This is a genomic window from Granulicatella sp. zg-ZJ (assembly GCF_010892355.1).
In the GTDB taxonomy this organism is placed as follows: Bacteria; Bacillota; Bacilli; order Lactobacillales; family Aerococcaceae; genus WM01.
In genome coordinates, this window is the sequence record NZ_WNJY01000002.1 from 33,572 (window position 1) to 59,328 (window position 25,757).

Below are 25,757 nucleotides of genomic sequence, written 5' to 3' on the forward strand. Positions count from 1 at the left end.
TCTCAGATTTGTATACAATAAAAAGGACGGAAAGGGGACTTTATATGTCTTTAAAAATTTTTAAAACCATTGTAGCAACACTTATTGCTACCATTATTGCAGATCTTTTCTCCATTCAATATAGCCTAACATGCGGGCTAATCGCGATGCTGAGTTTACAAGACACCGTTCTATCCACTTTAAATAACGCGAAAAAACGTCTATACATTGCATGTTTAGCACTAGGTTTATCAAGTTTATTATTTTTTGTATTCGGCTTTTATTTTTGGGTATGGGGACTTTTCCTATTCATATTTGTGCCTATGACCTATTATCTAAAAGGACAGATAGCACTTGTTCCTAGTTGCGTGCTAGTTGGGCATTTATACACGCTCCAATCAACTGACTATACTGTTCTTTTAAACGAATTTGCCATTTTATCCATTGGTATTTTAACTGCAAGTATCATCAATAGCTACATGCCAAAAAAAGATAAAGATATTGCTGAATTAAAACAGCGTATCGAAGAACATTTGTCAGTGGCATTAACACAACTTGCTATTCTTTTAAATGCACAAATATCCAGTGGTGCCACAGCGACAACAAATATGGCACATTCTATACAACATACACTTTATGCAGATTTAATCAAAGCTGAAACGCTTATTTTAAACGAAAGAGATAATCAAGTTTTTCATAAACAAAGTGATTATAATGTGTCGTATATTCTAATGCGAAAACAACAATATACTCTTCTGTCTTATATGTTTACCTATGTTCGCCCTGTCAACGTGCATCAAAAAGAACACGTTATCTATCTGTTTGAAAAAACAGCGCAACAAGTAACCGAATGGAATACAGCTGAAACGCTTATTCAGGACATTGAACAATGTTATACAACGCTTAAAGATGCACCACTACCCCAAACACGAGAGGAATTTGAAGAACGTGCCATGCTCTTTCAACTCCTAAATGATTTAGAACGTTTTTTAAATGTTAAAAAAGACTTTATTCTCAACTTATAAACTATCAGTCTTGATATATCTATGATATAATCAATCTAATGTATTGGAGGTTTACTATGTACTTAAAAAGAAAATTGGCTAGTTTTATCGGAAAAACAACATTAAAAACATTGCGACTTTTGAAAAAAAGTGGTAGTAGCTATCCCGGGAAAGTAGCACTTTCTGTTGATAAAGATGTCTTGTCAGAATTAGCACACGATTATGAAACGATTATTATTACAGGCACAAATGGTAAAACATTGACAACTGCACTGACTGTACAAGCACTGAAACAAAAATACCCAAATCTATTAACTAACTCAACCGGTTCTAATATGAAGCAAGGGATTGTATCTGCCTTTTTATCACATAAAGCGAAAAAAGGAGAGAAAAAAATTGCTGTACTTGAAGTTGATGAAGCTAATTTAGTCTATGTTGTACCACATTTAAAACCAAAAATCATTTTGACAACAAATATTTTCAGAGATCAAATGGACCGTTTTGGTGAAATTTATACCATTTATCAAAAAATTTTAGACGGTATTATGCTCTCACCAGAAACAATTGTAGTGGCAAATGGAGATAGCCCTATTTTTCATTCTGCCTCATTGCCAAACAAACGTGTCTTTTTTGGATTTAATTATCAAAAAGACAGTGATTTACAAGCACACTACAATACAGATGGTATTTTATGCCCTAACTGTGAAAAAATATTGCGTTATCGCTCGATTAGTTACTCTAATTTAGGAAAATATTATTGTCCAAACTGTCAGTTTAAGCGTCCTAATCTTGATTATGCTGTGACAAATATTGATTTATTGACACTACAAGAAAGTGTTTTCGATATTGACGGACATACATTTACCTTACCCATTTCAGGCTTATACAATATTTACAATGCACTTGCTGCATACAGCATTGCTTCTTTAATGGGTATTTCCGTTGAGGACATAAAAACAGGCTTTAAACAAACCCAACGTGTCTTTGGTCGACAAGAAATCATTCACGTTGACGATAAGTCACTGCTCATTAATCTTATTAAAAATCCAACAGGTTTAAATCAAGTTCTGGATATTTTACAGTTTGAAAAAAATCCATTTACATTGATTTCTGTTTTGAATGACAATTATGCTGACGGACAGGATGTCAGTTGGATTTGGGACGGTCAATACGAACAATTACAAGATATGCCTATCCAACAATTAGTTGTCGGAGGAAAACGTCATCAAGAAATGTCACTCCGCTTAGAAGTGGCAGGTTTTAAAAAAGAAAATATGGTTATTGCTGCATCAATACAGGATATTATAGAGCACATTAAGCATGCCCCAACCAAACATATAAATGTTTTGGCAACCTACACAGCAATGCTTGAATTAAGAAAACAACTATCTCTACAAGGATATGTGAAAGGAGAACTCAACTAATGAAAACCATTCGTATTTGTCATTTATATGGCAATCTATTAAACACTTATGGTGATAATGGCAATTTGTTAATTCTCCAGTGGCGAGCAAGAGAGCACGGATACAATGTCGACACAACCATTGTCAGTTTAGATGACCCATTCAATCCCGACGACTACGACCTCATTTTCTTTGGTGGTGGTCAAGATTATGAACAACGTATCGTTTCAAAAGATATTCAATACAAAAAAGACGCTATCATCTCTTATATCGAAAACAACGGTGTTGTCGTGGCGATTTGCGGAGGATACCAACTCTTAGGTCATTATTACACAAGTGCCGTTGGAGAACGCATAGAAGGTATTGGAGCAATTGATTATTATACTACTAATCAAGACGGTCGCTATATAGGAGATATTACCATTTATGATGAAGAAACCGGCTTTACTTATGAAGGATATGAAAATCATAATGGACGTACCTTTTTAGGTAAAAATGTCCAACCTTTAGGAATTGTCGAAAAAGGTTTTGGAAATAATAACGAAGATAAAACCGAGGGCGCTCGGTACAAAAATGTCTTTTGTAGTTACTTCCACGGTCCTTTACTCGTTCGCAACATTCATCTAGCCGACTATATTATCGAAAAAGTAATTCATCAAAAAATGGCTTAATCCATACCCCATAAAACTTAAAGTTTTATGGGGTATTATTTTTAAATGACTTTTTCATCATTTATTAGTATAATGACGTTATGTCAAAAATAATATCAACTAACGGAGTTTTATTATGGAAAATTGGATTACAGACTTTATGAGTCAACATGGTTATCTAGCAATCTTCTTACTGGTTGCTCTGGAAAATATTTTCCCACCCATTCCGTCAGAAATCATTTTAACATTTGGTGGTTTTATGACACTAACAACAAACATGACTTTTATGGGTGTTGTTTTATCTGCAACAGCCGGTGCTGTAGGTGGTGCCATTGTTTTATACGGTTTAGGCGCTTTACTAAAAAAAGAAACTATCGAAAATATTCTTGATGGAAAAATTGGTAAAATCTTTGGTTTTAAACGAACAGATGTAGACAAAGCGATTTCATGGTTTAATAAACACGGTGCAATTACTGTATTATTCACACGCTGTATCCCCGTTGTCAGAAGTTTAATTTCTATCCCAGCGGGTACAAGTCGTATGCATTTAGTACCATTTACACTCTATACAACAATTGGAACATTTTTATGGAATATACTAATGGTATGGATTGGTTCTGCTGCTGGTTCAGGTTGGCATGAGGCAGCGGATAATATTGACCATTTTTCAAGTCTTTTTAAATATATACTATTAGCCATTGTTATTCTTGTTATAGGATTCTTTATTTATAAAAAAAGAAAACAAAAAAATTAAATAAACAGGAGCTATCCTCCATTATACAAAAGCAGTGAACGGACGTTTTCAGACCTCCGTTCACTGCTTTTATGTATTTAGTTAGTTGTATCAACTGCCATCATCCCTTTATTTTCTTCATACGTTTGAAACCACTGATTTTCTGGTTTATAAAAAACACTTGTCAAATATAAACCATGCGGAGCTGCTGTTGGACCGGCTTCTTGCCTATTTTTAACAGTTAATAATCGCTTTAGTTCCGTAACAGGTTTTAATCCATCTCCTATTTGTAACGTTGTCCCAACTAAAATACGAACCATATTGTATAAAAAGCCGTTCCCTTCAAAAATAAAAATCAATTCTTGTTCCTCTTCCTTGTATACAATATCGGCTTTTGTCACACAACGTATCTTATTTTCTTTATCTGTTTTTGTTGAACAAAAACTCGTAAAATCATGTTCACCCAAAACATCTTGTAACGCTTGTTTCATTTTATCTATATTTACACGATACGGATGGTGTAAGGCATATCGCTTTTTAAAAGGTGATTGATACTCCCCTAAGGAAACATGATACATATACTGTTTTCCACATGTATGATACCTCGCATGAAATAATGACGAAATTATTTCAACTGAACCTATTCGAATGTCTTCTGGCAATAAACTATTCAATGCTTTTTGCATACGCTGAATGGGCAAAATAGCCGGATAATCAAAATGAATCACTTGTCCTGTTGCGTGTACTCCAGAATCTGTTCTTCCAGACGCCACAACGCCTATTGACATCCCTTTTGTCATTTTATATAACGCTTTTTCTAATTCTTCTTGAATGCTCTTTCCATTAAGCTGTCTTTGAAACCCAACATAGTCTGTCCCGTCATAAGAAACAATCGCTTTATAACGTTGCATATCATCTTCCTTTCTTTCACTTTCTTCGATGTATTATAGCACATCATTCTATGACAAGAACAGGATAAACCGATCTTTTCAAGTGTCGGTTTATCCTGTATTCTATATTCTTCTAAAACGAGTACCTTGAGGTGTATCATCTAAGACAATACCTTGTTCTTTTAAATAATCACGTATCTCATCACTTCGTTTAAAGTTCTTTTCTTGACGTGCGACACGACGTTCTTCAATTAACGCTAAAATATCATCATCTAACAGTGTTTCTTCTTCCAGCTCAACTCCCAGAATACTTACCAATGTTTTCAAACGTTCCAACGCAAATACCGCAACATCATGATTGATATGTTCTTTTTCGCTATAAATATTCATATCTTTAACAAGCTGATAAATAACCGTCAAGCCATTTGGAATATTGATGTCATCGTCCATTTCAATCACAAATTGTTCTTCATGGGATTGCACCGTTTGACGCATTACCTCATCGCTTTCAGCTACTTCTACACTTGCTGTTTTTAAGCGATGCGCTAAATTTCGATATGCCTGTTTTAATTTTTCAAGATTATTACTTGCCTCTTGGATAATATTTTCTGAGAAAGCAAGAGGATGTCTATAATGCGCACTTGCCAATAACAAACGTACCACCTGTGGATTAACTTGTTTTAACAAATCATGCGCCAACACAAAATTCCCCAAAGATTTACTCATTTTTTCGCCATCGAATGTCACAAATCCATTGTGTAACCAATAGTTCGCGAATGGTTTACCCGTTTTAGCTTCAGATTGTGCAATTTCGTTTTCATGATGAGGGAAAATTAAATCGTGCCCACCGGCATGAATATCAATCGTATTTGATAAATATTTCGTCGCCATTACAGAGCATTCAATATGCCAACCCGGTCTACCTTCACCCCAAGGCGACTGCCAACTAATTTCTCCTTGTTTAGCAGATTTCCATAAAGCAAAATCTAATGGATTTTCTTTTTTATCTTTTTCATCATCAATGGTGCGTTCACTAGCACCCGCTCTTAAATCTTCCAAAGATTGTCCACTTAGTTTTCCATACGCATCAAACGCACTTGTACGGTAATATACATCTCCACCAGAAACATAAGCAAATCCTTTTTCAATCAATTCTGCCACAAAAGCAATAATATCGTCAATAGAGTCCATAACACGTGGATTTAGCGTTGCTTTTTTTATATTTAATAAAGATGTATCCGCATAAAACGCCTCAATAAATTTATCCGCAACCTCTCTAGGTGTTAAACCTAATTCATGCCCTTTGGCAATAATTTTATCATCAACATCTGTAAAATTAGAAACATACTTTACGGTATAGCCTCTATATTCAAAATAACGACGAATCGTATCAAAAGCTACCGTACTTCTTGCATTCCCAATATGAATATAATTGTAAACCGTAGGTCCGCAAACATACATGCTAATTTGTCCCTCATTTATTGGAACGAATGTTTCTTTTTGCTTTGTTAAAGTATTGTATAACTTCATTTTTTCTACCTCCTACATATATCATGCCACCTAGTATCGCCAAAGAAACGACCGTTATCAATAGCCCTACACTAAATGCTTTAGGCACATAGACCATTTTAATACGATGTTGTCCACTTGCCATTGGAATTGCCATTAAACTATTCCAAACTTTTTGTGGTTGTACTTTAACATCATCTACCCAAATAGACCATCCTTCACTATAAGGAATACTAAATAGTAGGTGTGTACTATTATCCGTCAAATGAACCGTTCCCTCCATGGTGTTATTACCCCAATTTGTCACAGTCATTCCTTGTTTTGTTTTAGGCCCAATCGCAATATCAACAGCATTATTATCCATTTCCCACAAGGCAACATTTCTTAACGACACTTCATTTGCTTTTGTAAAGGTTATTTCAAAAGTGGTTTCTACATTTTTTTGTTGGTAAGCCACATTCCAAAGTTGCTGCTTATCAAACATTCCGTGATATTCATAATTTGCTTTATTTAAAGAAATTGCCATATCTGACCGTTGCTCACTAAGCATCCCCGGCAAAGATAAATAATAAGCATTATCCGTTGACGGAACAAATGTATAGCGAATTTTACCTGGTTTTGATAAATCCAATCGTTTAAAAGATGAATTAGCTAAATCATTCGGATTGGTTGCTTCTAAATTTTCTAGTGTAATCTCTTTAAACGCCTCACGTTTAAAATATTGAATACTTTGTCCAGAAAGATGTTGTAAAATAGCCATCTGGTTTTCTGCAGGTTTATTATCTTCAAGCGTTAAATTTAATAAACCCTCATTAACGCCAAATCCTACTGAAAAATAACGTTTATTTTCATAAACACGTACACGATCTGTTTCAGAAATAGCATTATAATATTGATAGAGATCTTTTCTCGTCGTTTCTCTTGAAAAACTGTAAATATATTCACTTTGTTTTTGTTCATCTGATAAATTTCTCATTTGGACTAAATAACGAATACCAAATAACGCATCTGTTAAAGGTGTCCCCGATGTATAATTTGTTGATGCATTGGCTCCTGATGAACCTAACGCATCAAATAAGTCCATGGTATCAACTTCCATATTCGAACTAAAATGAGATAACCCCGGATAGTCAAACATAAACGGATCATTATTTGAGCGTTGGAATATTTTTTCAATACGATAAAAATTTGTTTTCGGTGGACGAATTGGGTCAATCGCACTCTCTATTGTCTTTTGTGCATTTTCTAAACGATAGGCACCCGCATACCCTACTCGTGATTGTACAATATACGCATTAGCACCTAATTCCAAACATGTCACTGCCAATAAGACAATACTCGACCATTTATATTCTTTCATAAAGAACATCACAACAACAAACATCCAAAACAGTGTTGATAAAATTTGTTGAGGAACGGACATAAAAGATTGTGATGACTGATATACAATACCATTCACTAATATAATGATGCCTGAAGAAAGACATACTCCTGCTAAATCCACTCGTTGCCACTCTCTAATGGCTCGATATGCCAATAACACCATAAAGAAGCAAATCAAAAAACTAAAACGATGATAAAACCATGCTGGCTCTTGCCCTAAATGCCATATTCTATGTATCATATTAAAAATCATGGATAATAAAAACACACCAAAAACACCAACAGCAGCTATACGCTCAGACTTACGAAATACTTTTGTCATAAAGTAAAAAATAAAGCCTATCAATGCAATACTACCAAGATAAATATTCGGTAATCCATGTGGCATTTGATCATGGTCAAATGCTCCAATCATCAATTTTGATAAAAGTAATACCGGATCTGCTTCTATTTTTGTAGAAAAAACAAATGGATCTGTATAGGTACCTTTACTAATGAGCAAATTTTGAATAATAGGGTACAAAAACACAAAACTTATACCCACAGCAAGAAATGAATACCCTGCTAATTTTAAAATAGGGAGAAAATAAGATTTTAATTTCTCTTTGAGTGTTTTTCCTGTATAAATTTTCGCCATATAAAATAGGCTATACAAAATAATAAACAAACAAATCATATATGCCATATAATATTGGCAAATCATCATTACAGCCAATATCAATGTATATTTATACCCTTTTTGTCCGCTTAGTACATTCTCAACCCCCATGATAATCAATGGTAAAAAGACTAAAGCGTCATACCATAACGGATTCATTTGATACGCTACAGCAAAACCAGACAACGCATACAAAGTTGCAAAAGTCGGTACTAATAAAGGACGTTTTTTCAAAGCATCATAACGCTTCACAAGAAAATGACAAAATGTTAATCCCATACAACCATAACGTAATAACAATGTTACTGTCGCTGCCAATCGAATTTCATCAAATGGGAATAAAGCATAAATAAAATTAAATGGGCTAAGCAAGTAATATCCCCACACACCCATCATATCTCCACCAATAGATTTGGAGAACGAATAAAAAATACCTGAAAAATCTAAAGATAAAACACTTCTTCTAAAGAAAGCAAACAAATCAATGTATTGACTTGCAAAATCAATCGCCATTAAGGTGTTTGAACCAAATGGATAAACACCTAAAAAAATGTATACAATAAACATCACAACGATTGGTAATAAACCACTTAATATATAAATCAATTTTTTATCTTTCACACACATCACCCAACTTTAGACGGTAAAAACTCATCTAGTATACTAATAAATAAAAAGTATCTTGATATACTTGTCATTGGTTCTAAGAAAATTACCTTATACTCTTTCGTCTGAATGGCTAACATACCATGCCATGACACATCATACCAATTTAACGTATTCCATTCATAAAAGACATCATGTAAGACAATACCCTCTTTAGAAATAACAAGTTCGTGCTCTTGCGTTGGTGTTAATGACATTTTAAAAGATGTGACATCTTCGTATAAATCAACAGAAAACATTTCTCCATTTTCTAATTCTTCTTGAACAAATGATTTCCAAACAGCTGTATGATCCTCTTGAAATAATTCAAAAGCCTGAGGAGGTAGCATTGCAGATAAAATAACTTGTTCATGTTGATCTGTTTCAAACACTAATGCCTTTGCCTGTTTATTTGTTTGTGGAATAAATGAATAGTTAATAATATCATGATAAAAATACGTTTCTTCTGTTTTACTATTTTTTATACCTAATTCGTAAAATTCAAATACACCCGTTTTCTGATGCTGTCTAACCGCGATATACCACATCGCCACAATCAGTCCAATACTCACTAATTGTACAAATAAAAACATAAAAGAAATACTCGGATAAGTACTGAAAAACGCTTTAATATACTGGCAAACTAAACACAACAATAATAAAATAACACTAAAAAATGCATAGAGAACAAGCACATCTCGTCGCATTTTAAATGTGTTCTTCAATATTCCCATTTCCATTTTGGGCACCTCCATTTGATATATCTTCTTTAAACTGATTTCTTCTTAATGTAAAATAATCTGGAACCGGATCTACGCCGCCTTTAATAAAAGGATGACATCGACAAATTCTACCCATTGCCATCAGTGATCCTTTTAATGTTCCATGTTTTTCAATTGCTTCTAAAGCATAGTTAGAACACGTCGGTTCGTAACGACAGCTTGGAGGAAACAACGGGGAAATATAGTGCTGATATCCTTTTACCATACCTTTTGCTATTTTCTTCATAAACGTTTCTCCAAAAAACTATTCTTCCGTCTAGTATAACATAACTCATATCAAAGAAAAAGCTACCGTACTAATTCCAATAAAAAAGATTGCTATTCTTTCATAAAATAGCAATCTTTTTACATTTATCACGGTGGAGCCACTGTACCGAATCCTTCTGTTGCGGTTGTATTAATACGTGTTCTCAAAATTGTTGTCGTAAAATCATCTGGGTTCGCAGTTGGCAAGCTATAATTTGGTGCTGTATTTGGTACCGATGACTTCAATTCCAATTTTGGCAACTCATAATTTGGTGCTTCATCCGGCACCGATGAGATTTTCATCGTTGGCAAGCTATAATTTGGTGCCTCGTTTGGTACTGACGACTTCAATTCCAATGTCGGTAAGTCGTAGCTAGGTGCTTCATCTGGTACTGATGAGATTTTTAGTGTCGGTAATGTATAACTTAATGGCTCTTCCGGTACTGACCATGTACCTTTTGTTGTCGTATAATATGGCTTGTATTGTTTCACAAGAATATACCCAACATACTCATAGCAGTCATGAATATTTTCTGGTGTATGTGTTACTCGCCCATTTTGAACTGTTGTCGACACATTATTCATTAAATAACTATGTGCATACACATGATTTGTATATAATAAACCAATATTAGCTCCTGAAAAAATCAAGAATAACGCAATCATTTTTGAACGTTTACGTTGCCATTTACCTAATACAATCGCCCCAATTAAACATAAACTACCTAATACAATTAAAGTTGTCGTAACTTCTTTTGTGCCTGTATGTGGTAAAACACTTAGTTTTTGTTTTGGTGTTACCACACACTCCCCTGTTTGTTTATAAACAAGAACTACTTGCGCATTTTCACTATATACCGAAAAATCAGGAGATGCATAGACTATTTTGGATTTGTCTACTTTAGATAATTGAGCCATATCCACATGTTGATAAACGACCGTATTTTGTGTATACACTTCTGAACCAAGTGCTACTTGAGTCACACTACCAAAAACTAAACACAAAATACCTAAAATCTGTATCCATCGTTTCATAAAATCTCTCCTTTCTTTAATTTATTTTATCTATAATTTTTATAAATAAGACTAAAATATTGTACCCTCCCCCTTACGAATTTGTCAATCCTTATATTTTTAAAAAATCACTTTCAATCAAACAATAAATAATAATCTATAAAAAATTAACTTAATATAAGTTGGCACAATATCTCATAAGCGATATACATCATCAAAAATTCATTATAAAAGGATTATCCTATGAGTAATAAGACTAAATCTAAGAAAAATTATCACAAAATCAATAAATGTAACATTATATCTATCAATTTTATTTATTAATACAGTTTAATGAACAAAAATCTAGTTCTATAATAAAAGTGTAAAATGAAGAAAAACACAACACACATTCAAAACTAAATAAAAAAGCTCAAAAAACTTGAGCCTTTTAATCTATAATAACGCCAATCTTAAAAGTATAAAAGATTACATATACTGAAAAATAAATACTTTCTTAAAACACTTTTATATTAAAAAATCCGTTCTCAAATATCTTATGAAATATGTATGTCACACATACTTATCGACTATCAAGAAACAAAGCAATACGTACTTTGACCTACAAAACAATTATACATACCACACAAATACTTTAATTATTTACGATATTTCTTATTCTGCCGAATTTTCTCTATTTTTTATTTTGAATACAATTTTCATTGAAATCATGTGCAATGACCTATATACATAATACAATAATATTAAGAACTATTAACAAAACAAAAAGGAATGTATCACGAGCTGCCCATTGTAACTGTCGATATTTACTACGGTTTTCACCACCTTGGTATCCCCTAGCTTCCATAGCATTGGCTAATTCATCAGCACGTCGTAACTGTACTGCAAATAAAGGAATTAAAATTGGAATAACCGCCCTAATACGCTTGATAAAACTACCCTCATTAAAATCCACACCTCTTGAGCGCTGTGCATTCATAATCGTTTTGGTTTCATCTAAAATCGTTGGCACAAATCGCATTGCAATCGACATAATCAACGCAATTTCTTCAACAGGCACACCGATTTTTTTCAAAGGACGAATTAAACGTTCAATGGCATCTGCCAGCATAAGCGGATTAGTTGTTAATGATAGGACAGTCGCTGCACCAATAATTAACATAAATCGAAACGTCACAAACAATGCATTCCAAATACCAAGTGTTGTTACACTCACAAAAGAGAAAGAAAAAAGAATATCTCCCTCTTGTAATAAGAATATTTGTAAACTAGCTGTCACTAAAATAATCCACAACATCGGACGAATTCCTCTCCAAAAAAAAGAAAAAGAAACCTCTGATAATTTAACTGTTAACAGTAAACACATACTCAATAAAAGATAATCATAAATGGTGTTAGCTTGAAAAACAATCATCAAAAAGAAAATCGTTCCCAATAATTTTGCACGTGAATCAAGTCGATGAATGCGTGAATTTCCCGGAATATATCTACCCAATATCACATTGTCTAACATGAACGACCTCCTAATGCTTTCGTTAGTACATCAATTAAATCGGAAAAAGTTAAAACATCTTCCACATCGCACCCTCTATGTCTTAAAGATTGCACAAACGCCATAGCTTGAGGAGTATCAATTTCTTGATTTTTCAACCACTCTCTATCTCTAAAAACACGTATTGGTGTATCCATTTTTTCAATTTTTCCTTGTTTTAAAACAACAACATTATCTGCATATAATGCCACATCATTCATTTGATGCGTTACTAACACAATCGTTAATCCATATTCTTTATGTAATGTATCAAATAATGTCATCATTTCCAAAGCCCCTCGCGGATCCAATCCAGCCGTCGGCTCATCTAGTACCAATATATCCGGTTCAATGGCTAAAATACCCGCAATTGCCACACGTCTCATTTGCCCACCAGACAACTCAAAAGGAGAATGCGTGAAAAACCTCTCATCAATCCCCACCATGTTTAACGCTCGCTTCGCTTTTTGTTCAGCCTCTTTCTGACTAGCCCCAAAATTCATTGGCCCGAACATCACATCTTTTAATACCGTTTCTTCAAATAACTGCGACTCCGGAAATTGAAATACAATACCAACCAATTTTCGTAACATTTTCAAGTTTTTTTCTTTTGTCTGATTTGTTATTGTATATTGCTCAATGCTCACCATTCCCTCAGTAGGTTTTAATAAAGCATTCAAATGTTGAATAAGTGTCGATTTGCCACTTCCTGTTTGCCCAATAACTGCTGTATAAGTGCCTTTTTCAATAGAAAACGATATATCTTGTAAACCCGTATAAGTAAAAGGTGTATCGGGTTGATAAATATAGTTTACTTGTTCAAAAGTAATCGACATACCCATTCCTCCAACTCTTGTAATGTCATATACTGCTCCGGGACACGTATCCCATTTTCCGCCAATGCTCGTTTTACTTTTTCTGCAAACGGTAATTCTAAGCCTAATGTTTCGATGTCTGTGACCGTCCCAAAAATGTCGGCTGGGGTTCCTTCATATAAAAGGCGCCCCCCATTCATCACGAATAATCTATCCGCAAGAGATGCCTCCTCAACATCATGCGTAATAGATAAAACCGTCATATCCAATGTTTGACGTAATGATTGTACAACATCAATCACACGTTTACGCCCTTTAGGGTCTAACATAGACGTCGCTTCATCTAAAATAATAATATTGGGATGCAACGCTAAAACACCAGCAATCGCCACACGTTGCTTTTGTCCTCCCGATAAACGTGCAGGTTCTTTATCTTTATAATCACTCATCCCTACTAATGCCAAAGCTTCTTCCACACGCTGTTGCATGTCCTCTCTAGGTACACCTTGATTTTCTAAACCAAAGGCAACATCATCTTCCACCGTTGCACCCACAAATTGATTGTCAGGATTTTGAAACACCATACCCATACCTTGACGAATGTCCCAAATTGTTTCTTGAGATAATTCTGTTTTATCAATACATATTTTTCCACTATCTGCCACAAGCAAGCCATTCAATAATTTTGCCAATGTTGATTTGCCAGAACCATTATGTCCAACAATGGCAACCCATTCTCCTTTTTTTACGTGAAAAGACACATTATCTAACGCTTGATGTTCTTTTGTGCCATCTTCTTTTTTATATGCATATGATAAATTTTCTACAACAATCATGTTTTACTCCATTTCATATTCTACCTAATCCAGCCAAACATAACGGATACAGCTAGCAAATTATTGATGAGATGCCACAATATAGCACACTCTAATGATTTTGTTTTGATTAAAATAAGCCCCATCGGTATACCTAACATAAAATAAGTCACAAAAGAGGTTACGGTCACACCCGCATGTGCTAAAGCAAATAAGGTGGTTGCCACTAAAAAACCAATCCATTTTTTATTTTTAAAAATATTTTGAATAAATAAACTTCTAAATAATAGTTCTTCTATAATAGGTCCCATCATCACAACAGCTAAAAAAATAGATACTTCACTAGATTTTGTCGCCAATGTTTCAATCGACTCTTGATTAATTAATGTTTCTTTAGGCAATAATTCAACGATATAGCCTGTCAAAAAATGGCACACAATACCTATAAGCAACATCCAGCCAATATTTTTTAGTGTTATCGAAGAAAATTTAAAATGTTCCATACGGTAACAAGACATAATCTTCAACATCAAAGGAAATATAATCATTTGTGCTATCGCTTGAGCCATAAACCAGTCTATAGTAAAACTTGTAACTAAAAGAACAGAAATAAAGCCTTGTAATATAAAAAAGCAAAGTATAAGCCAAATCGTACTCATCCATTTATCTTTTGTTGTCATCACTACACCTCCGCTTTTCATTCATTACATTATAACATTTTTTTATAAATAAGATATAATAAAAGTATGAACGGAGGTTTATAATGATACGAAAAGCAACGAAACAAGATATTGATGCCATTTATCCATTGATATATATTATTTGGGAAGATATGAATTATCCATTGCTACGTCTACTAGATAAGGATACTTTCCAAAAAACAATGTTACATATTTTAGCGGACGAACACGCAAAATTTAGTTACAAAAACGCGTGGGTTTACGAAAAAGAAAACCAAATTATTGGTGTATTATATGGATATGCCGGTCAAGACGAAAGACAATTTGATGAACATTTTCATACCTTTATTGATGCACATTTTCCTCACCTAAACATACGCCAATACGAAAGTAATCGTGAAAGTCACGACAATGAATGGTATTTAGACTCTTTAGTTGTTCATTCAAATTATCGTGGACAAGGGATTGCTTCAGCATTTTTTGATGTATTAAAAGACATCGTCGCTCCTTATCAACGCGTTGGTTTAAATTGCGAACAAGATAATCTTCAAGCAAAAAAACTGTACGAACGTCTTGGTTTTTCAACAGTTTATGAAATAGATTTTTTAGGACATCGTTATTATCACATGGAAAAAAGTATTTCATCACTCTAAGTACAAAGACGATACCATCATAGTGGACCGGAAAAATATGTACACTTTTTAAATAGCAAAGGCTTGAAAGCAACATATTCAACGAGTTGCTTTCAAGCTTTTTGCGTGTTATTGAAATAGATACTTGCTTTAAAATTAGCTTCCTTTTATGACCTAAGAAAAAATGAAACGTTTATGAAAAAAACCTTGTACTAAATATCTTTTTAAAGTATTCTTAAGATATGAAAGTGAGGAATTGTAATGACAAATATCGCATTAGAAAAAATTGTCCCTTCAGAAATTTTGGCATATAACGAACTATTTGCACAAACAGAAGGCATTCATTTATTAACCATTGGTGCACCTGATTTTGATGTACCTGATTTTATTAAAGAATCTGGGAAAAAAGCTATTGATGATGGATTTAATGGTTACTCATCATCAAAAGGTATGCCTGTTCTTATCGACGCTTTTGTTCACTTTTTAAAACGTCGATATGATTTATCTTATGATACTTCTCATATTATCGTTACAACTGGGGAATCTCAAGGACTTGCCGCTGTTTTACAAGCACTCATCAGCCCTGGAGATGCCGTTATTATTCCAACACCTGCTTTTCCACAATATGAATTATGCACACTTATCAATCACGGCGAAGTCGTGACAGTGGATACCTCTCACACACAATTTATTTTAACACCAGAGGCTTTAAGACAAGCAAAAATCAATCACCCAAATGCAAAAGTGGTTATTTTAAATTATCCTTCAAATCCAACTGGTGTCACATATAGTCCCGAAGATTTAAAAGCATTCGCTAAAACAGCAAACGAATTAGATTTAATTGTGATTAGTGATGAAATTTATAGCGAACTTGTTTACGATCAAAAACATGATTCAATCGCTCGTTATTTACCACACCGAACAATACTCTTAAATGGTGCCTCAAAGACGTATGCTATGACAGGTTGGCGCATTGGATTTATCGCTTGCCCTCCTGATTTATTTACACCTATTTTTAAAGCACATCAATCTAGCACGCCTGTTGGATCTCAGTTTGCCCATATTGCTGCAGCCACAGCGTTCAATGACGGAGATGCCGTTATTGCAATGATGAAACAAGCATACCAAGAACGACGTGATTTTATCGTCAAAGAACTATCCAACATGGGATTTGATGTCGCTTCCCCAGACGGTGCATTTTATGTATTCCCACGTATTCCACAACACTTGAATATGGACGACAAAAAATTTGCACGTGAGTTAGCCGTTCATGGAAAAGTCGGTGTTATCCCAGGATCTGTTTTTGGAAAAGGTGGCGAAAACTACATACGCATTAGTTATGCAACAAGTATGGATATTTTAAAAGAAAGTATGGAACGTATTCGTCTATTCATTACAAACAATCAAAATACTCAATAAATAGCAAGAAGTATTGCACTGACGCTTTCACACGTCAGTGCAATACTTTCTTATATATTACGATAAAAAAGGAACAACCTCAGCGATATTAAACGAACATTTAATTAGTCCACTCAATATGAAAGACGGTTCTTTAAATTGTAGAACTTGGGCAACAAAGACTGGAATTGTTCCACTCCTCGCGGTGCAGATAAACAACTTCATGTAGCTAAGTGAAAAAATCATCCTTATAAAATAAATAGCATCTATTGTCACAACTGCTATGAATATGTCCACACTCGACGAAGCACCTCATGCCTATAAATCTTATCAAGAAATTATTCAACAGTAGATATTTTACCTATTTATAATTAAAAACTCGCTTAATAAAAAATTAAACATTGACTTAATTACTTCTTTGAGTTATACTCTTGTTAAATAAATGTTTAATTTTTTGTTAAGGAGTTTTTTAATATGAAACGTATTTTACAAAACAAACTATTCATGACAAGTTTCACAGCAGATTTATTATCCAATTTCGGAGATACACTCTTTTACTTGGCACTGATGAACTATGTATTAGTTCTACCCGATGCAACACTTGCTATCTCAGCAATTTCCATCTCAGAACTTTTACCAACGCTAGCCGAAGTTTTTACAGGCTACTGGGCAGACAAAACAAAATACAAACTAAACACCATTTTAGCAACACTGTTTTTTAGAGTAATGATTTACTCCATTGTCGGTATACTAATGGGCTTTCAACCAGCTTTATGGATTGTTATCATTGTTGCTATTTTGAACTTCTTTTCTGATATTTCTGGACAATACGAATCAGGGCTTTTTACACCTATTTCTATCTACATCATCTCAGACGAAGACCGTGAACAAGCCATGTCTTTTAGACAAGCTATCTCTCAAGTAAGTCGAATCGGATTTTTGTCATTGGGTGGTCTATTTATTACCTGGTTTTCTTATCAACACATTGCGTTTATTAATGCTGGCACATTTTTAGTATCTGCACTTATTATGTTAAGTATTTATAAACCATTAAACAAACTCGTCCCAAAAGAAGTAAGTCACTCTACAAAAGATAAATCACATTTTTTCAATAATTTAAAAACAGCCTATGAAAATGTAAAAAGTTTACCTATCGTTTTTAAAACTTGTATCATTGCTATTTTCTTAAATGCCGTGTTTTCATCAGTAAACACACTCATGTTACGCTATATTCACGATTTACCAAACTTTTTTATCATTAACTCACAAACAACTTTAGTGATTATGTCAACAAGCATCACCATTTCAGGTATCATCGGTAGTGTATTAGGTATGACACTTTTAAAAAATACGTCATTAACCACTCTTTTAAAATGTGCCACTATCTCACCCGTTATCGTATACTTAGGATTCGGATTGGGAAATATTTATATTGTTGTTTTTGGTCTTATGTCAGTAGGTTTATTATCAAGTGCATTAAACCCAAAATTTAGTGCCATTATACTTAATTCTCTACCCAAAGATTCATTGGCAACAACACTAGGAGGACTAGGAACCGCTCTACAATCTGGGCATTTAGTTCTTGGTGTAACCGTGTCAACACTCATTACATTTATCCCACCTTACATTATCGTGTGGACTTTATTAGGATTTTCTTTATTATTAGTATTATATATTCTACTTTATGCAAAATTTGATACAATAGAAGAAAAATAAAAAGTAAGGATCGATACCATGCAATTACATTATTATCCACTTTATAGTAAATTTATTGAAATTTGTTGTTTACCCGAATTACTTATTGACGAAGAAACACTCTTAAGCGTCAAACAAAAAGATATTTTATTAAGTAATCTTCCTATAAAAACAGATGATGTACTAGAATGTCTACAGCCTTTGAAAAGCGATATTAAAAAATTCTATTTCAAAAATTTTCCTAAAATTGCATTACACTTATTTAATGTATATGTACCAGAAACCGTACAAACATTTACTGAAGGATTAAATATTCTATGTGCCTTATCAAGCGAACAGATTATTGAGGGACTAGCATATTTATTCCATGAAGGAAAAATAAAAAAACAAAATACCATAGAAGATGTTTATCGACTGATTACACAAGCAGCTGACGCATTATCTGATTCAGATAAATGGAAACTCACAAACATACTGTATCAACCTAAAGAAATGATTGACCAATTATGCGATTTACTTCTAAAAATCGAAACGATTTATGACCCTTTTTATCAACAAATGCAAGAAGAACGCACAAATTTCGGTTCATCTCTAACAACTGCTGAAGCATTAATCAATCAAATTTCTATTTTTGACAATCAATTATTAAATCACGATACAAAAAAAGACACCTGTACCGTTTGTGTTTTATCTCCCTTTTTCGCCTATTTTTTATTTAACGGGAGAGATACTTTATCAAATAAACCAGCAATTCTACTCATTGGAACACGCATGGTAGAATTATTAAACACAGCTAATGAACAATTAGATGATGATACATTTCACGAACTTGCTAAAATATTGGGTGATGCAACACGCTATAAAGTGATGTTGGCACTATCAAAAGGCACAAAAACAAAAGACATTGCCGAAACACTTAAAATGACCAGTGCTGCTGTTTCCTATCACACAAATAAACTAGCTTCTAATTTATTATTGATTTTTCAAAATGATGAACATTCGCAAGAGCAACCTATCAAATATCTTGTTAATAAAGATATTTTACGAGCGCTCATTCAAAAATTAGAAACCGACTTTGACTTAAATGAATAAAGAAAAAAACGAAAAAGTTGCGGAAAATATCCGCAACTTTTTACAGGAGAAACTAAATTATTCTATAAAAATATAGTTTAATGTTTAGCGTTACTATCAGTTTATCGCTCTATAAAAGATTTGTCAACCCTTCATTGACTTGCTTTTTTTAGTTTGATAAAATGAGGTGTAATATCAAACAACGAGGTATAAAATGGACAAACAAAAAATTGAAGAAGCCGTTAAAATGATTATTGAAGCCGTGGGAGAAGACCCAACCAGAGAAGGACTTCTCGAAACACCTCAACGAGTTGCACGTATGTATGAAGAAATTTTTAGTGGTCTAAACCAAACAGCTGAACATCATTTATCAAAAACATTTGAATTGGTTGATAGTAGTGTCGTCATTGAAAAAAATATTCCATTTTATTCAATGTGTGAACATCACTTCTTACCATTCTGGGGGAAAGTTCACATTGCCTACATGCCAACTGGTCGTGTTGCAGGGCTTTCTAAATTAGCACGTACAGTTGATGTTTATGCCAAAAAACCACAATTACAAGAACGATTAAACTTAGAGATCGCCGAAGCAATTATGGAATATTTAAATGCATCCGGTGCTTTAGTCGTTATTGAAGCAGAGCACATGTGTATGAATATGCGTGGCGTCAAACGTCCCGGAACATCTACTGTGACTTCTATTAGTCGTGGGATTTTTGAAACAGATACAACATTAAAGCAAGAAGTTTATAAATTAATGGGACTATAACACTCTCAGTGAAAAAACATCATGATGATGTTTTTTCACTGACTTTTCATTTAGCCATTTTTAAAGGAGCATATTATGGATTATATTGTCGTATCCGACTTACTCATTTTTGCCAATCATGGTGTTTTTCAAGAAGAAAAAACACTCGGACAAAAATTTTATTTAGATTTAAAACTAGGTTTATCCACACAACGTGCGGCTTTATCGAATGATTTAAAAGCCTCTGTTCATTATGGAGAACTTGCACAACATATCACAACATTATTTCAGCAACAGTCGTATGATTTAATTGAAACATGTGCAGAAAAGATTGCACACTTTATTTTATCGACATATCCAATCGTTGATGAAGCACATGTACGTGTTAAAAAACCATGGGCTCCTATCACTCTACCTGTGGAGAGCGTCTATGTTGATATTGTCAGAAAAAGACATCGTGCTTTTTTAAGTTTAGGATCAAACATTGGTGACTCACAAGTACTTTTAGAAACAGCTATACAAAAATTAAATAATACGTACATAAAAGTAACAAAACTTTCTTCTTTGTATCGCACAAAAGCATGGGGCTTAACAGACCAACCTGACTTTTTAAACCAAGTTATCGAAATCGAAACCTTTTATGAACCACAAACATTACTACAACACTTACAAAATATTGAGTTAGAGTTAGGACGTGAACGACACATACACTGGGGACCACGGACAATTGATATTGATATTTTGTTCTACGATAATCAAATCATTTATGAATCCAATTTAATTGTCCCTCATCCTTATATTCAAGAACGCACATTTGTTCTTGAACCAATATGTGATATTGCTCCGCACTATATTCATCCCGTCCTACAAAAACCAATGCGCTATTTATTCGATACATTAAAAACAGATACAGCATCGCAATGATGTTGTATCTGTTTTTTATAAAATATGCACTATTTTCCACCATATCATATAAACAAATGCTAGTAAAATAAATGTCACGACTGTCATCGCCATTCCAAAACGTAGCATATACTTTTCAGAATAATATTGCTTTGCCGTCCCAATCATGACCGTTGCTTGATGAAATGGTAATAAAAAATGAATATTGACAATAATATACGTCATCAATGTTATGATTTCAGGTCGATACCCTACTTCTTGTGTAAGTGGTAATAGAATTGGTAGTACTACCGACATTGTTGCCACAGATGAACCAATACACAAATGTAAAACCATGACAATCAAAGTAATCATTAACAAGTATATATTAGACTGTTCAACTGGAATAAACTGCTTCAATGTTTGAAAAATAATCGCCGTAATGCCACTTTGACCTAATACTTTTCCAATACTAAATACGGTCATTAAAAATAACACAAAATGTGGATTTATCGCTTTTAAATCTTTTATACCAATAACACGTCCCCCATACATTACCAAAACGCCTGCTACAGCTGGAATAAATGCAGGAATAGAATGCCATCCATACGTCATCCAACAAAAAATAATCGCCACCATTGTCAATAAAACAATGGATTGATTTCTTTTTGGTATTTGCTCTTCATTTTGCTTTGTTGGTGCAATCATACCTAAATGGAAATAAGATAAGTCTTTTTTAAACACGATATAGACAGTCACAATCGTTACAATAGACGCTATTAGTGTTGGAACTGACATCAATGCAAACCAATGCTCAAATGTCAGTCGTTGCTTGACATGCTCTCCGGCAAACGTCAGTGCTGCTTGGTTAAGTACAATATCACCATTGTTAAAAAACATATACGTCATAACAACACCGATAAATCCGTTAAAAATAATAGCTTGTTTCGCTCGTTCTTCCTGTGGTGTTTTTGCCACAAGTAATCCATTCAAAATTGTTCCAATGATAATCACTCTCGCAAATGCTTGTGGAACAAGAAATATAAATAGTAGCCCGAATAAATACGGTACACTAAGCAGTACAATCTTATTCGTTGCACTTTTCTTAAAAATCTTTTCAACATATTGATGCACAATACCAGTGTTCATTATACCTACTGATAAAAGCATTGTCGTCATAATCAAGACATTCGTATCTGACCATACAAAACTAATTATATCAACCATATTTGTTTTTCCGAATATAGCGATCATAATCAAGAAAAATAGACATGCTAGACTTTTATGTACTGCCTCCGTTGCCCAAAGAGCAGCAGAACATATCAAACTAGAAAATAAAAGACTTTGTTCTAGCGTCATATTTAAAGGGTTAACGTAAGCAATCAATGCCGATACCGTGAGAATAATGCTTAACGGCACCCATTTTATGTGTTTTACCATACGGTAAACCTCCTCTATAAGATGTAAAAGCATCTAAACAGTGTTTACCTATTTACATGGCAAACAGCGGACGCAATCATTAGTCGCATGATACTCATTTCGTTTCGTGACAACATCCCATTCACGAACACTTAACGCTAATGATTTACTCTGTTTAATCAATTAACTCGCTTTCCAGAAAATATTATACAATATCGTTTATTTAAAATACAAGATATTTTACGGACGTTTAAAAGGAGTACATCATCATGTACTCCTTTTACCAAATGATTATTGATAAGCCTTCAAATTTTCATCTTCTACTTGTTCAACCATGCGTACAGCATCTGCAATTTTTATTGCCATAAGGTGTTTCGGTATCGTATGAACACGTAACACTTCAACACCTTGAACGGCTGCTAATGCCGTTAAAACAGCAGATGCCTCATCTCTATTATCCACACCTTTTTCAGATGACATATCCACATCAAAATGATTTTCTTCTAATAATGTCGTAATAAATCTTTTTCTAGAAACACCTAAAAAAGCACAACACCCTAATTGATGTATATCACTTAAATGATTTAACAACATAAAATTCTCACGTTTCGTTAACCCAAAACCAATTCCCACATCTAACATCATTCTGTTTTTTGAAATACCATTTTTTTGTGCAATAGATAACACTTTTTTAAAATAATATGACATCACATCATGAATTGGCATACTATCAAATGTGAATTGCTCTTTCTCAGTAAACACATCTTCCTTTGTAAATTTTGGAAAAATTTTTGAACTTTCATGGTGAGGTCTAGCAATAACAGGATTAAACATCGCAATAAATCCTACATCAGAATTACCAATGACCTTTGCCATATTCTTATCACCTAATAAACCAGTAATATCATTAATAATATCTACACCTGCATCAATAGTCGCTTGAGCTACTTCAGATTTCCATGTGTCTACTGAAATAGGAATATCACTAAAAGATTTTATCGCTTTAACAACGGGGACAACACGATTTATTTCTTCTTGTATGTCCACATAGGTACTTCCCGGTCTAGTGGACTCCCCACCAATATCTAACATTTTTGCCCCTTGAGCAATCAATTCTTTTGCTCTTTGTACCGCTAACTCAACACCAAAATACTTCCCACCATCAGAAAAAGAATCCGGTGTCACATTGATAATGCCACATAGAACTGTTTCTTTACAATCTAATGTATCCCCTCTATAGTAAAATTGTCTTTCCATATACCTATCGCTCCTCATTACACATAACGCTACATATTATTGTAACATATTTTTTACAACTATATACATTTCATCATAAGGAGGCACTCATGAAAAACAAATCGCAAACCATTTTAAAAATATCTCTATTATTTATCATAAATATGATTGTACTAAATATACTTGCTAATCTCGGATTTTATATTGTGATGAGCAAAAAAAGTTACCTATTCCCTCCACTATTCTCAACGGTAGTATTGCTATTTATCACAAAAGCAATTAAAAAATAAATTTATTAAATAGGGTTGATGGCTTACGCCATCAACCCTAAAAATATAGAACCATAAAATCCGTCACAGAACTTTACGTCATTATATAAATAAAAAAACTAATGAAGACTCATTAGTAGAATTGTTTGTATTATCACGGGAATACTCCCGTGATAATACAGCGAGCTAGACTAAGTATTTATATAGCAATACTAACATCATAACGCTCTATTTAATTAAACCAATTCAATAATTACCATTGAAGCGCCATCGCCACGACGTGTTTCAGTTTTCAAAATACGTGTGTAGCCACCTTGACGTTCACTGTAACGACTTGCTAAGTCATTGAATAATTTTTGTAATACTGATTCAACAACAATTGTACCTTCTTCTTCACGTACAGATGCTACTTCATTACGTAAAAACGCTGCAGCTTGGCGACGTGTGTGTAATGTACCACGTTTACCTAAAGTAATCATTTTTTCTGCTGTTGAGCGAATTTCTTTCGCACGTGCTTCTGTTGTTACAATACGTTCATTTATCAATAAGTCAGTTGTTAAATCACGTAACATTGCTTTTCTTTGTGCACTATTACGTCCTAATTTACGGTAAGCCATGGGTATCCTCCTTTACTTTGATACTAATCTTCTTGACGTAATGTCAAGTTTAATTCAATTAGTTTGTTACGCACTTCTTCTAAAGATTTGCGTCCAAGATTACGCACTTTAATCATTTCTGCTTCTGTTTTATCAGTTAACTCTTGAACAGTGTTGATACCTGCACGTTTTAAACAGTTATAAGAACGAACAGATAAATCTAACTCTTCAATCGTCATTTCTAGCATTTTTTCTTTATGCGTGTCTTCCTTCTCTACCATGATTTCAACTTTACGAGCTTGTTCATTTAAGTTGACAAACACATCTAAATGCTCTGTTAAAATTTTAGCTGATAAACTAATCGCTGCTTCAGGACTGATTGAACCATCTGTCCAAACATCTAATGTCAATTTATCATAAATATTTTTTTGACCAATTCTAGTGTTTTCAACTTGATAATTCACACGACTAACAGGAGTGTAAATGGAATCAATCGGTAATACACCAATCGGCATATTTTCACGTTTATTGTACTCTGAACGTACGTATCCTCTACCTGCTCTTGCACTTAAATTCATTTTTAAATGTGCGCCGTCTGCGACTGTACAAATGTATAAATCTGGATTTAAGATATCAACATCACTTGTTGGTGTAATGTCACCAGCTGTTACAACAGCAGGACCTACAATATTCAACTCTAATGTTTTTTCTGTTACATCGTTCAATTTCAATGCAAGCTTTTTGATATTTAAAATCATTGTCGCTACATCTTCAACAACACCTGGTACTGTTGAAAATTCATGTAGTACACCTTCAATTTGTATATCTGTAATAGCTGCTCCTGGTAATGAAGACAACAAAATACGACGTAGTGAATTTCCAAGGGTGGTTCCGTAACCGCGTTCTAGTGGTTCAACAACGAATTTACCAAATTTGGCGTCTTCGCTGATCTCAATCGTCTCAATTTTAGGTTTTTCAATTTCGATCATTTTCTACTATACCCCTCTCCGATGGAACAGTACATGATGACATACTGTTTTAAACTACTCAACAATGTCTATACATTGTTTGTTA

Annotated in this window: 24 protein-coding genes and 1 riboswitch; of the genes, 10 read left to right on the forward strand and 14 right to left on the reverse strand. The window is 33.8% G+C overall.

Annotated features, from left to right (window positions below; translation table 11 throughout):
- Positions 1–44: 44 nt before the first annotated feature.
- From GMA11_RS00845 to GMA11_RS00860, 4 genes are all read left to right on the forward strand, one after another.
- A complete protein-coding gene (locus GMA11_RS00845; protein WP_163545316.1) occupies positions 45–1,004 on the forward strand; it encodes an aromatic acid exporter family protein in 960 nt (319 codons plus the stop codon).
- A 56-nt stretch (positions 1,005–1,060) separates the two neighbouring features.
- Positions 1,061–2,407 (forward strand): Mur ligase family protein, encoded by a 1,347-nt coding sequence (locus GMA11_RS00850; protein WP_163545317.1) that lies wholly within the window; start codon positions 1,061–1,063, stop codon positions 2,405–2,407.
- The gene (locus GMA11_RS00855) at positions 2,407–3,057 is read left to right on the forward strand and encodes a type 1 glutamine amidotransferase (RefSeq protein WP_163545318.1); all 651 of its coding nucleotides are present in this window, start codon (positions 2,407–2,409) and stop codon (positions 3,055–3,057) included. The genes GMA11_RS00850 and GMA11_RS00855 overlap by 1 nt, the downstream gene beginning before the upstream one ends.
- Positions 3,058–3,172: 115 nt before the next feature.
- Complete coding sequence (locus GMA11_RS00860; protein ID WP_163545319.1) at positions 3,173–3,790, forward strand: DedA family protein; 618 nt, start codon at positions 3,173–3,175, stop codon at positions 3,788–3,790.
- Positions 3,791–3,867: 77 nt separating this feature from the next.
- On the opposite strand, the gene truA is transcribed toward GMA11_RS00860, so the two are convergent.
- The 10 genes from truA to GMA11_RS00910 all read right to left on the reverse strand — a co-directional run bounded on the left by truA (position 3,868) and on the right by GMA11_RS00910 (position 14,737).
- A complete protein-coding gene (truA, locus tag GMA11_RS00865) occupies positions 3,868–4,680 on the reverse strand; it encodes a tRNA pseudouridine(38-40) synthase TruA (RefSeq protein WP_163545320.1) in 813 nt (270 codons plus the stop codon).
- Positions 4,681–4,782: 102 nt separating this feature from the next.
- A complete protein-coding gene (cysS, locus tag GMA11_RS00870) occupies positions 4,783–6,189 on the reverse strand; it encodes a cysteine--tRNA ligase (RefSeq protein ID WP_163545321.1) in 1,407 nt (468 codons plus the stop codon).
- Complete coding sequence (locus GMA11_RS00875; protein ID WP_163545322.1) at positions 6,134–8,830, reverse strand: YfhO family protein; 2,697 nt, start codon at positions 8,828–8,830, stop codon at positions 6,134–6,136. Before GMA11_RS00875 ends, cysS begins: the two co-directional genes overlap by 56 nt.
- Positions 8,831–8,835: 5 nt before the next feature.
- On the reverse strand, positions 8,836–9,594 hold the full coding sequence (locus GMA11_RS00880) for a hypothetical protein (RefSeq protein WP_163545323.1): 759 nt from the start codon (positions 9,592–9,594) through the stop codon (positions 8,836–8,838).
- Positions 9,563–9,862 (reverse strand): membrane protein insertion efficiency factor YidD, encoded by a 300-nt coding sequence (gene yidD, locus GMA11_RS00885; RefSeq protein ID WP_163545324.1) that lies wholly within the window; start codon positions 9,860–9,862, stop codon positions 9,563–9,565. The genes GMA11_RS00880 and yidD overlap by 32 nt, the downstream gene beginning before the upstream one ends.
- A gap of 128 nt (positions 9,863–9,990) precedes the next feature.
- Positions 9,991–10,917, reverse strand: a complete 927-nt coding sequence (locus GMA11_RS00890; protein ID WP_163545325.1) for an LPXTG cell wall anchor domain-containing protein — start codon at positions 10,915–10,917, stop codon at positions 9,991–9,993.
- 700 nt (positions 10,918–11,617) lie between these two features.
- A complete protein-coding gene (locus GMA11_RS00895) occupies positions 11,618–12,409 on the reverse strand; it encodes an energy-coupling factor transporter transmembrane protein EcfT (RefSeq protein WP_163545326.1) in 792 nt (263 codons plus the stop codon).
- Positions 12,403–13,263: an energy-coupling factor transporter ATPase gene (locus GMA11_RS00900; RefSeq protein ID WP_163545327.1), complete on the reverse strand. Its 861-nt coding sequence runs from the start codon at positions 13,261–13,263 to the stop codon at positions 12,403–12,405. The genes GMA11_RS00895 and GMA11_RS00900 overlap by 7 nt, the downstream gene beginning before the upstream one ends.
- Positions 13,239–14,078, reverse strand: coding sequence for an energy-coupling factor ABC transporter ATP-binding protein (locus GMA11_RS00905; protein ID WP_163545328.1), 840 nt, complete (start codon positions 14,076–14,078; stop codon positions 13,239–13,241). Before GMA11_RS00905 ends, GMA11_RS00900 begins: the two co-directional genes overlap by 25 nt.
- Positions 14,079–14,098: 20 nt before the next feature.
- Positions 14,099–14,737, reverse strand: a complete 639-nt coding sequence (locus GMA11_RS00910; RefSeq protein ID WP_163545329.1) for a CPBP family intramembrane glutamic endopeptidase — start codon at positions 14,735–14,737, stop codon at positions 14,099–14,101.
- An 83-nt stretch (positions 14,738–14,820) separates the two neighbouring features.
- On the opposite strand from GMA11_RS00910, the gene GMA11_RS00915 reads away from it, so the two are divergent.
- From GMA11_RS00915 to folK, 6 genes are all read left to right on the forward strand, one after another.
- Positions 14,821–15,390, forward strand: coding sequence for a GNAT family N-acetyltransferase (locus tag GMA11_RS00915; protein WP_163545330.1), 570 nt, complete (start codon positions 14,821–14,823; stop codon positions 15,388–15,390).
- A 240-nt stretch (positions 15,391–15,630) separates the two neighbouring features.
- The gene (locus tag GMA11_RS00920) at positions 15,631–16,788 is read left to right on the forward strand and encodes a pyridoxal phosphate-dependent aminotransferase (protein ID WP_163545331.1); all 1,158 of its coding nucleotides are present in this window, start codon (positions 15,631–15,633) and stop codon (positions 16,786–16,788) included.
- Positions 16,789–17,241: 453 nt separating this feature from the next.
- Positions 17,242–18,483: an MFS transporter gene (locus GMA11_RS00925; protein ID WP_163545332.1), complete on the forward strand. Its 1,242-nt coding sequence runs from the start codon at positions 17,242–17,244 to the stop codon at positions 18,481–18,483.
- An 18-nt stretch (positions 18,484–18,501) separates the two neighbouring features.
- Positions 18,502–19,554: a helix-turn-helix transcriptional regulator gene (locus GMA11_RS00930; protein WP_163545333.1), complete on the forward strand. Its 1,053-nt coding sequence runs from the start codon at positions 18,502–18,504 to the stop codon at positions 19,552–19,554.
- 193 nt (positions 19,555–19,747) lie between these two features.
- Complete coding sequence (gene folE / locus GMA11_RS00935) at positions 19,748–20,302, forward strand: GTP cyclohydrolase I FolE (RefSeq protein WP_163545334.1); 555 nt, start codon at positions 19,748–19,750, stop codon at positions 20,300–20,302.
- 75 nt (positions 20,303–20,377) lie between these two features.
- The gene (folK, locus tag GMA11_RS00940; RefSeq protein WP_163545335.1) at positions 20,378–21,205 is read left to right on the forward strand and encodes a 2-amino-4-hydroxy-6-hydroxymethyldihydropteridine diphosphokinase; all 828 of its coding nucleotides are present in this window, start codon (positions 20,378–20,380) and stop codon (positions 21,203–21,205) included.
- A gap of 15 nt (positions 21,206–21,220) precedes the next feature.
- On the opposite strand, the gene GMA11_RS00945 is transcribed toward folK, so the two are convergent.
- From GMA11_RS00945 to GMA11_RS00960, 4 genes are all read right to left on the reverse strand, one after another.
- Positions 21,221–22,603, reverse strand: coding sequence for an SLC13 family permease (locus GMA11_RS00945; protein ID WP_163545336.1), 1,383 nt, complete (start codon positions 22,601–22,603; stop codon positions 21,221–21,223).
- Positions 22,604–22,665: 62 nt separating this feature from the next.
- Positions 22,666–22,758, reverse strand: a riboswitch (THF riboswitch).
- 115 nt (positions 22,759–22,873) lie between these two features.
- Positions 22,874–23,839: a dihydropteroate synthase gene (gene folP, locus GMA11_RS00950; protein ID WP_163545337.1), complete on the reverse strand. Its 966-nt coding sequence runs from the start codon at positions 23,837–23,839 to the stop codon at positions 22,874–22,876.
- A 484-nt stretch (positions 23,840–24,323) separates the two neighbouring features.
- Positions 24,324–24,704 carry a 50S ribosomal protein L17 gene (gene rplQ, locus GMA11_RS00955; RefSeq protein ID WP_163545338.1) on the reverse strand — a complete coding sequence of 127 codons (381 nt, stop codon included), beginning with the start codon at positions 24,702–24,704 and terminating at the stop codon, positions 24,324–24,326.
- Between the two features lie 23 nt (positions 24,705–24,727).
- Positions 24,728–25,672, reverse strand: a complete 945-nt coding sequence (locus tag GMA11_RS00960) for a DNA-directed RNA polymerase subunit alpha (RefSeq protein ID WP_163545339.1) — start codon at positions 25,670–25,672, stop codon at positions 24,728–24,730.
- Positions 25,673–25,757: the final 85 nt, after the last annotated feature.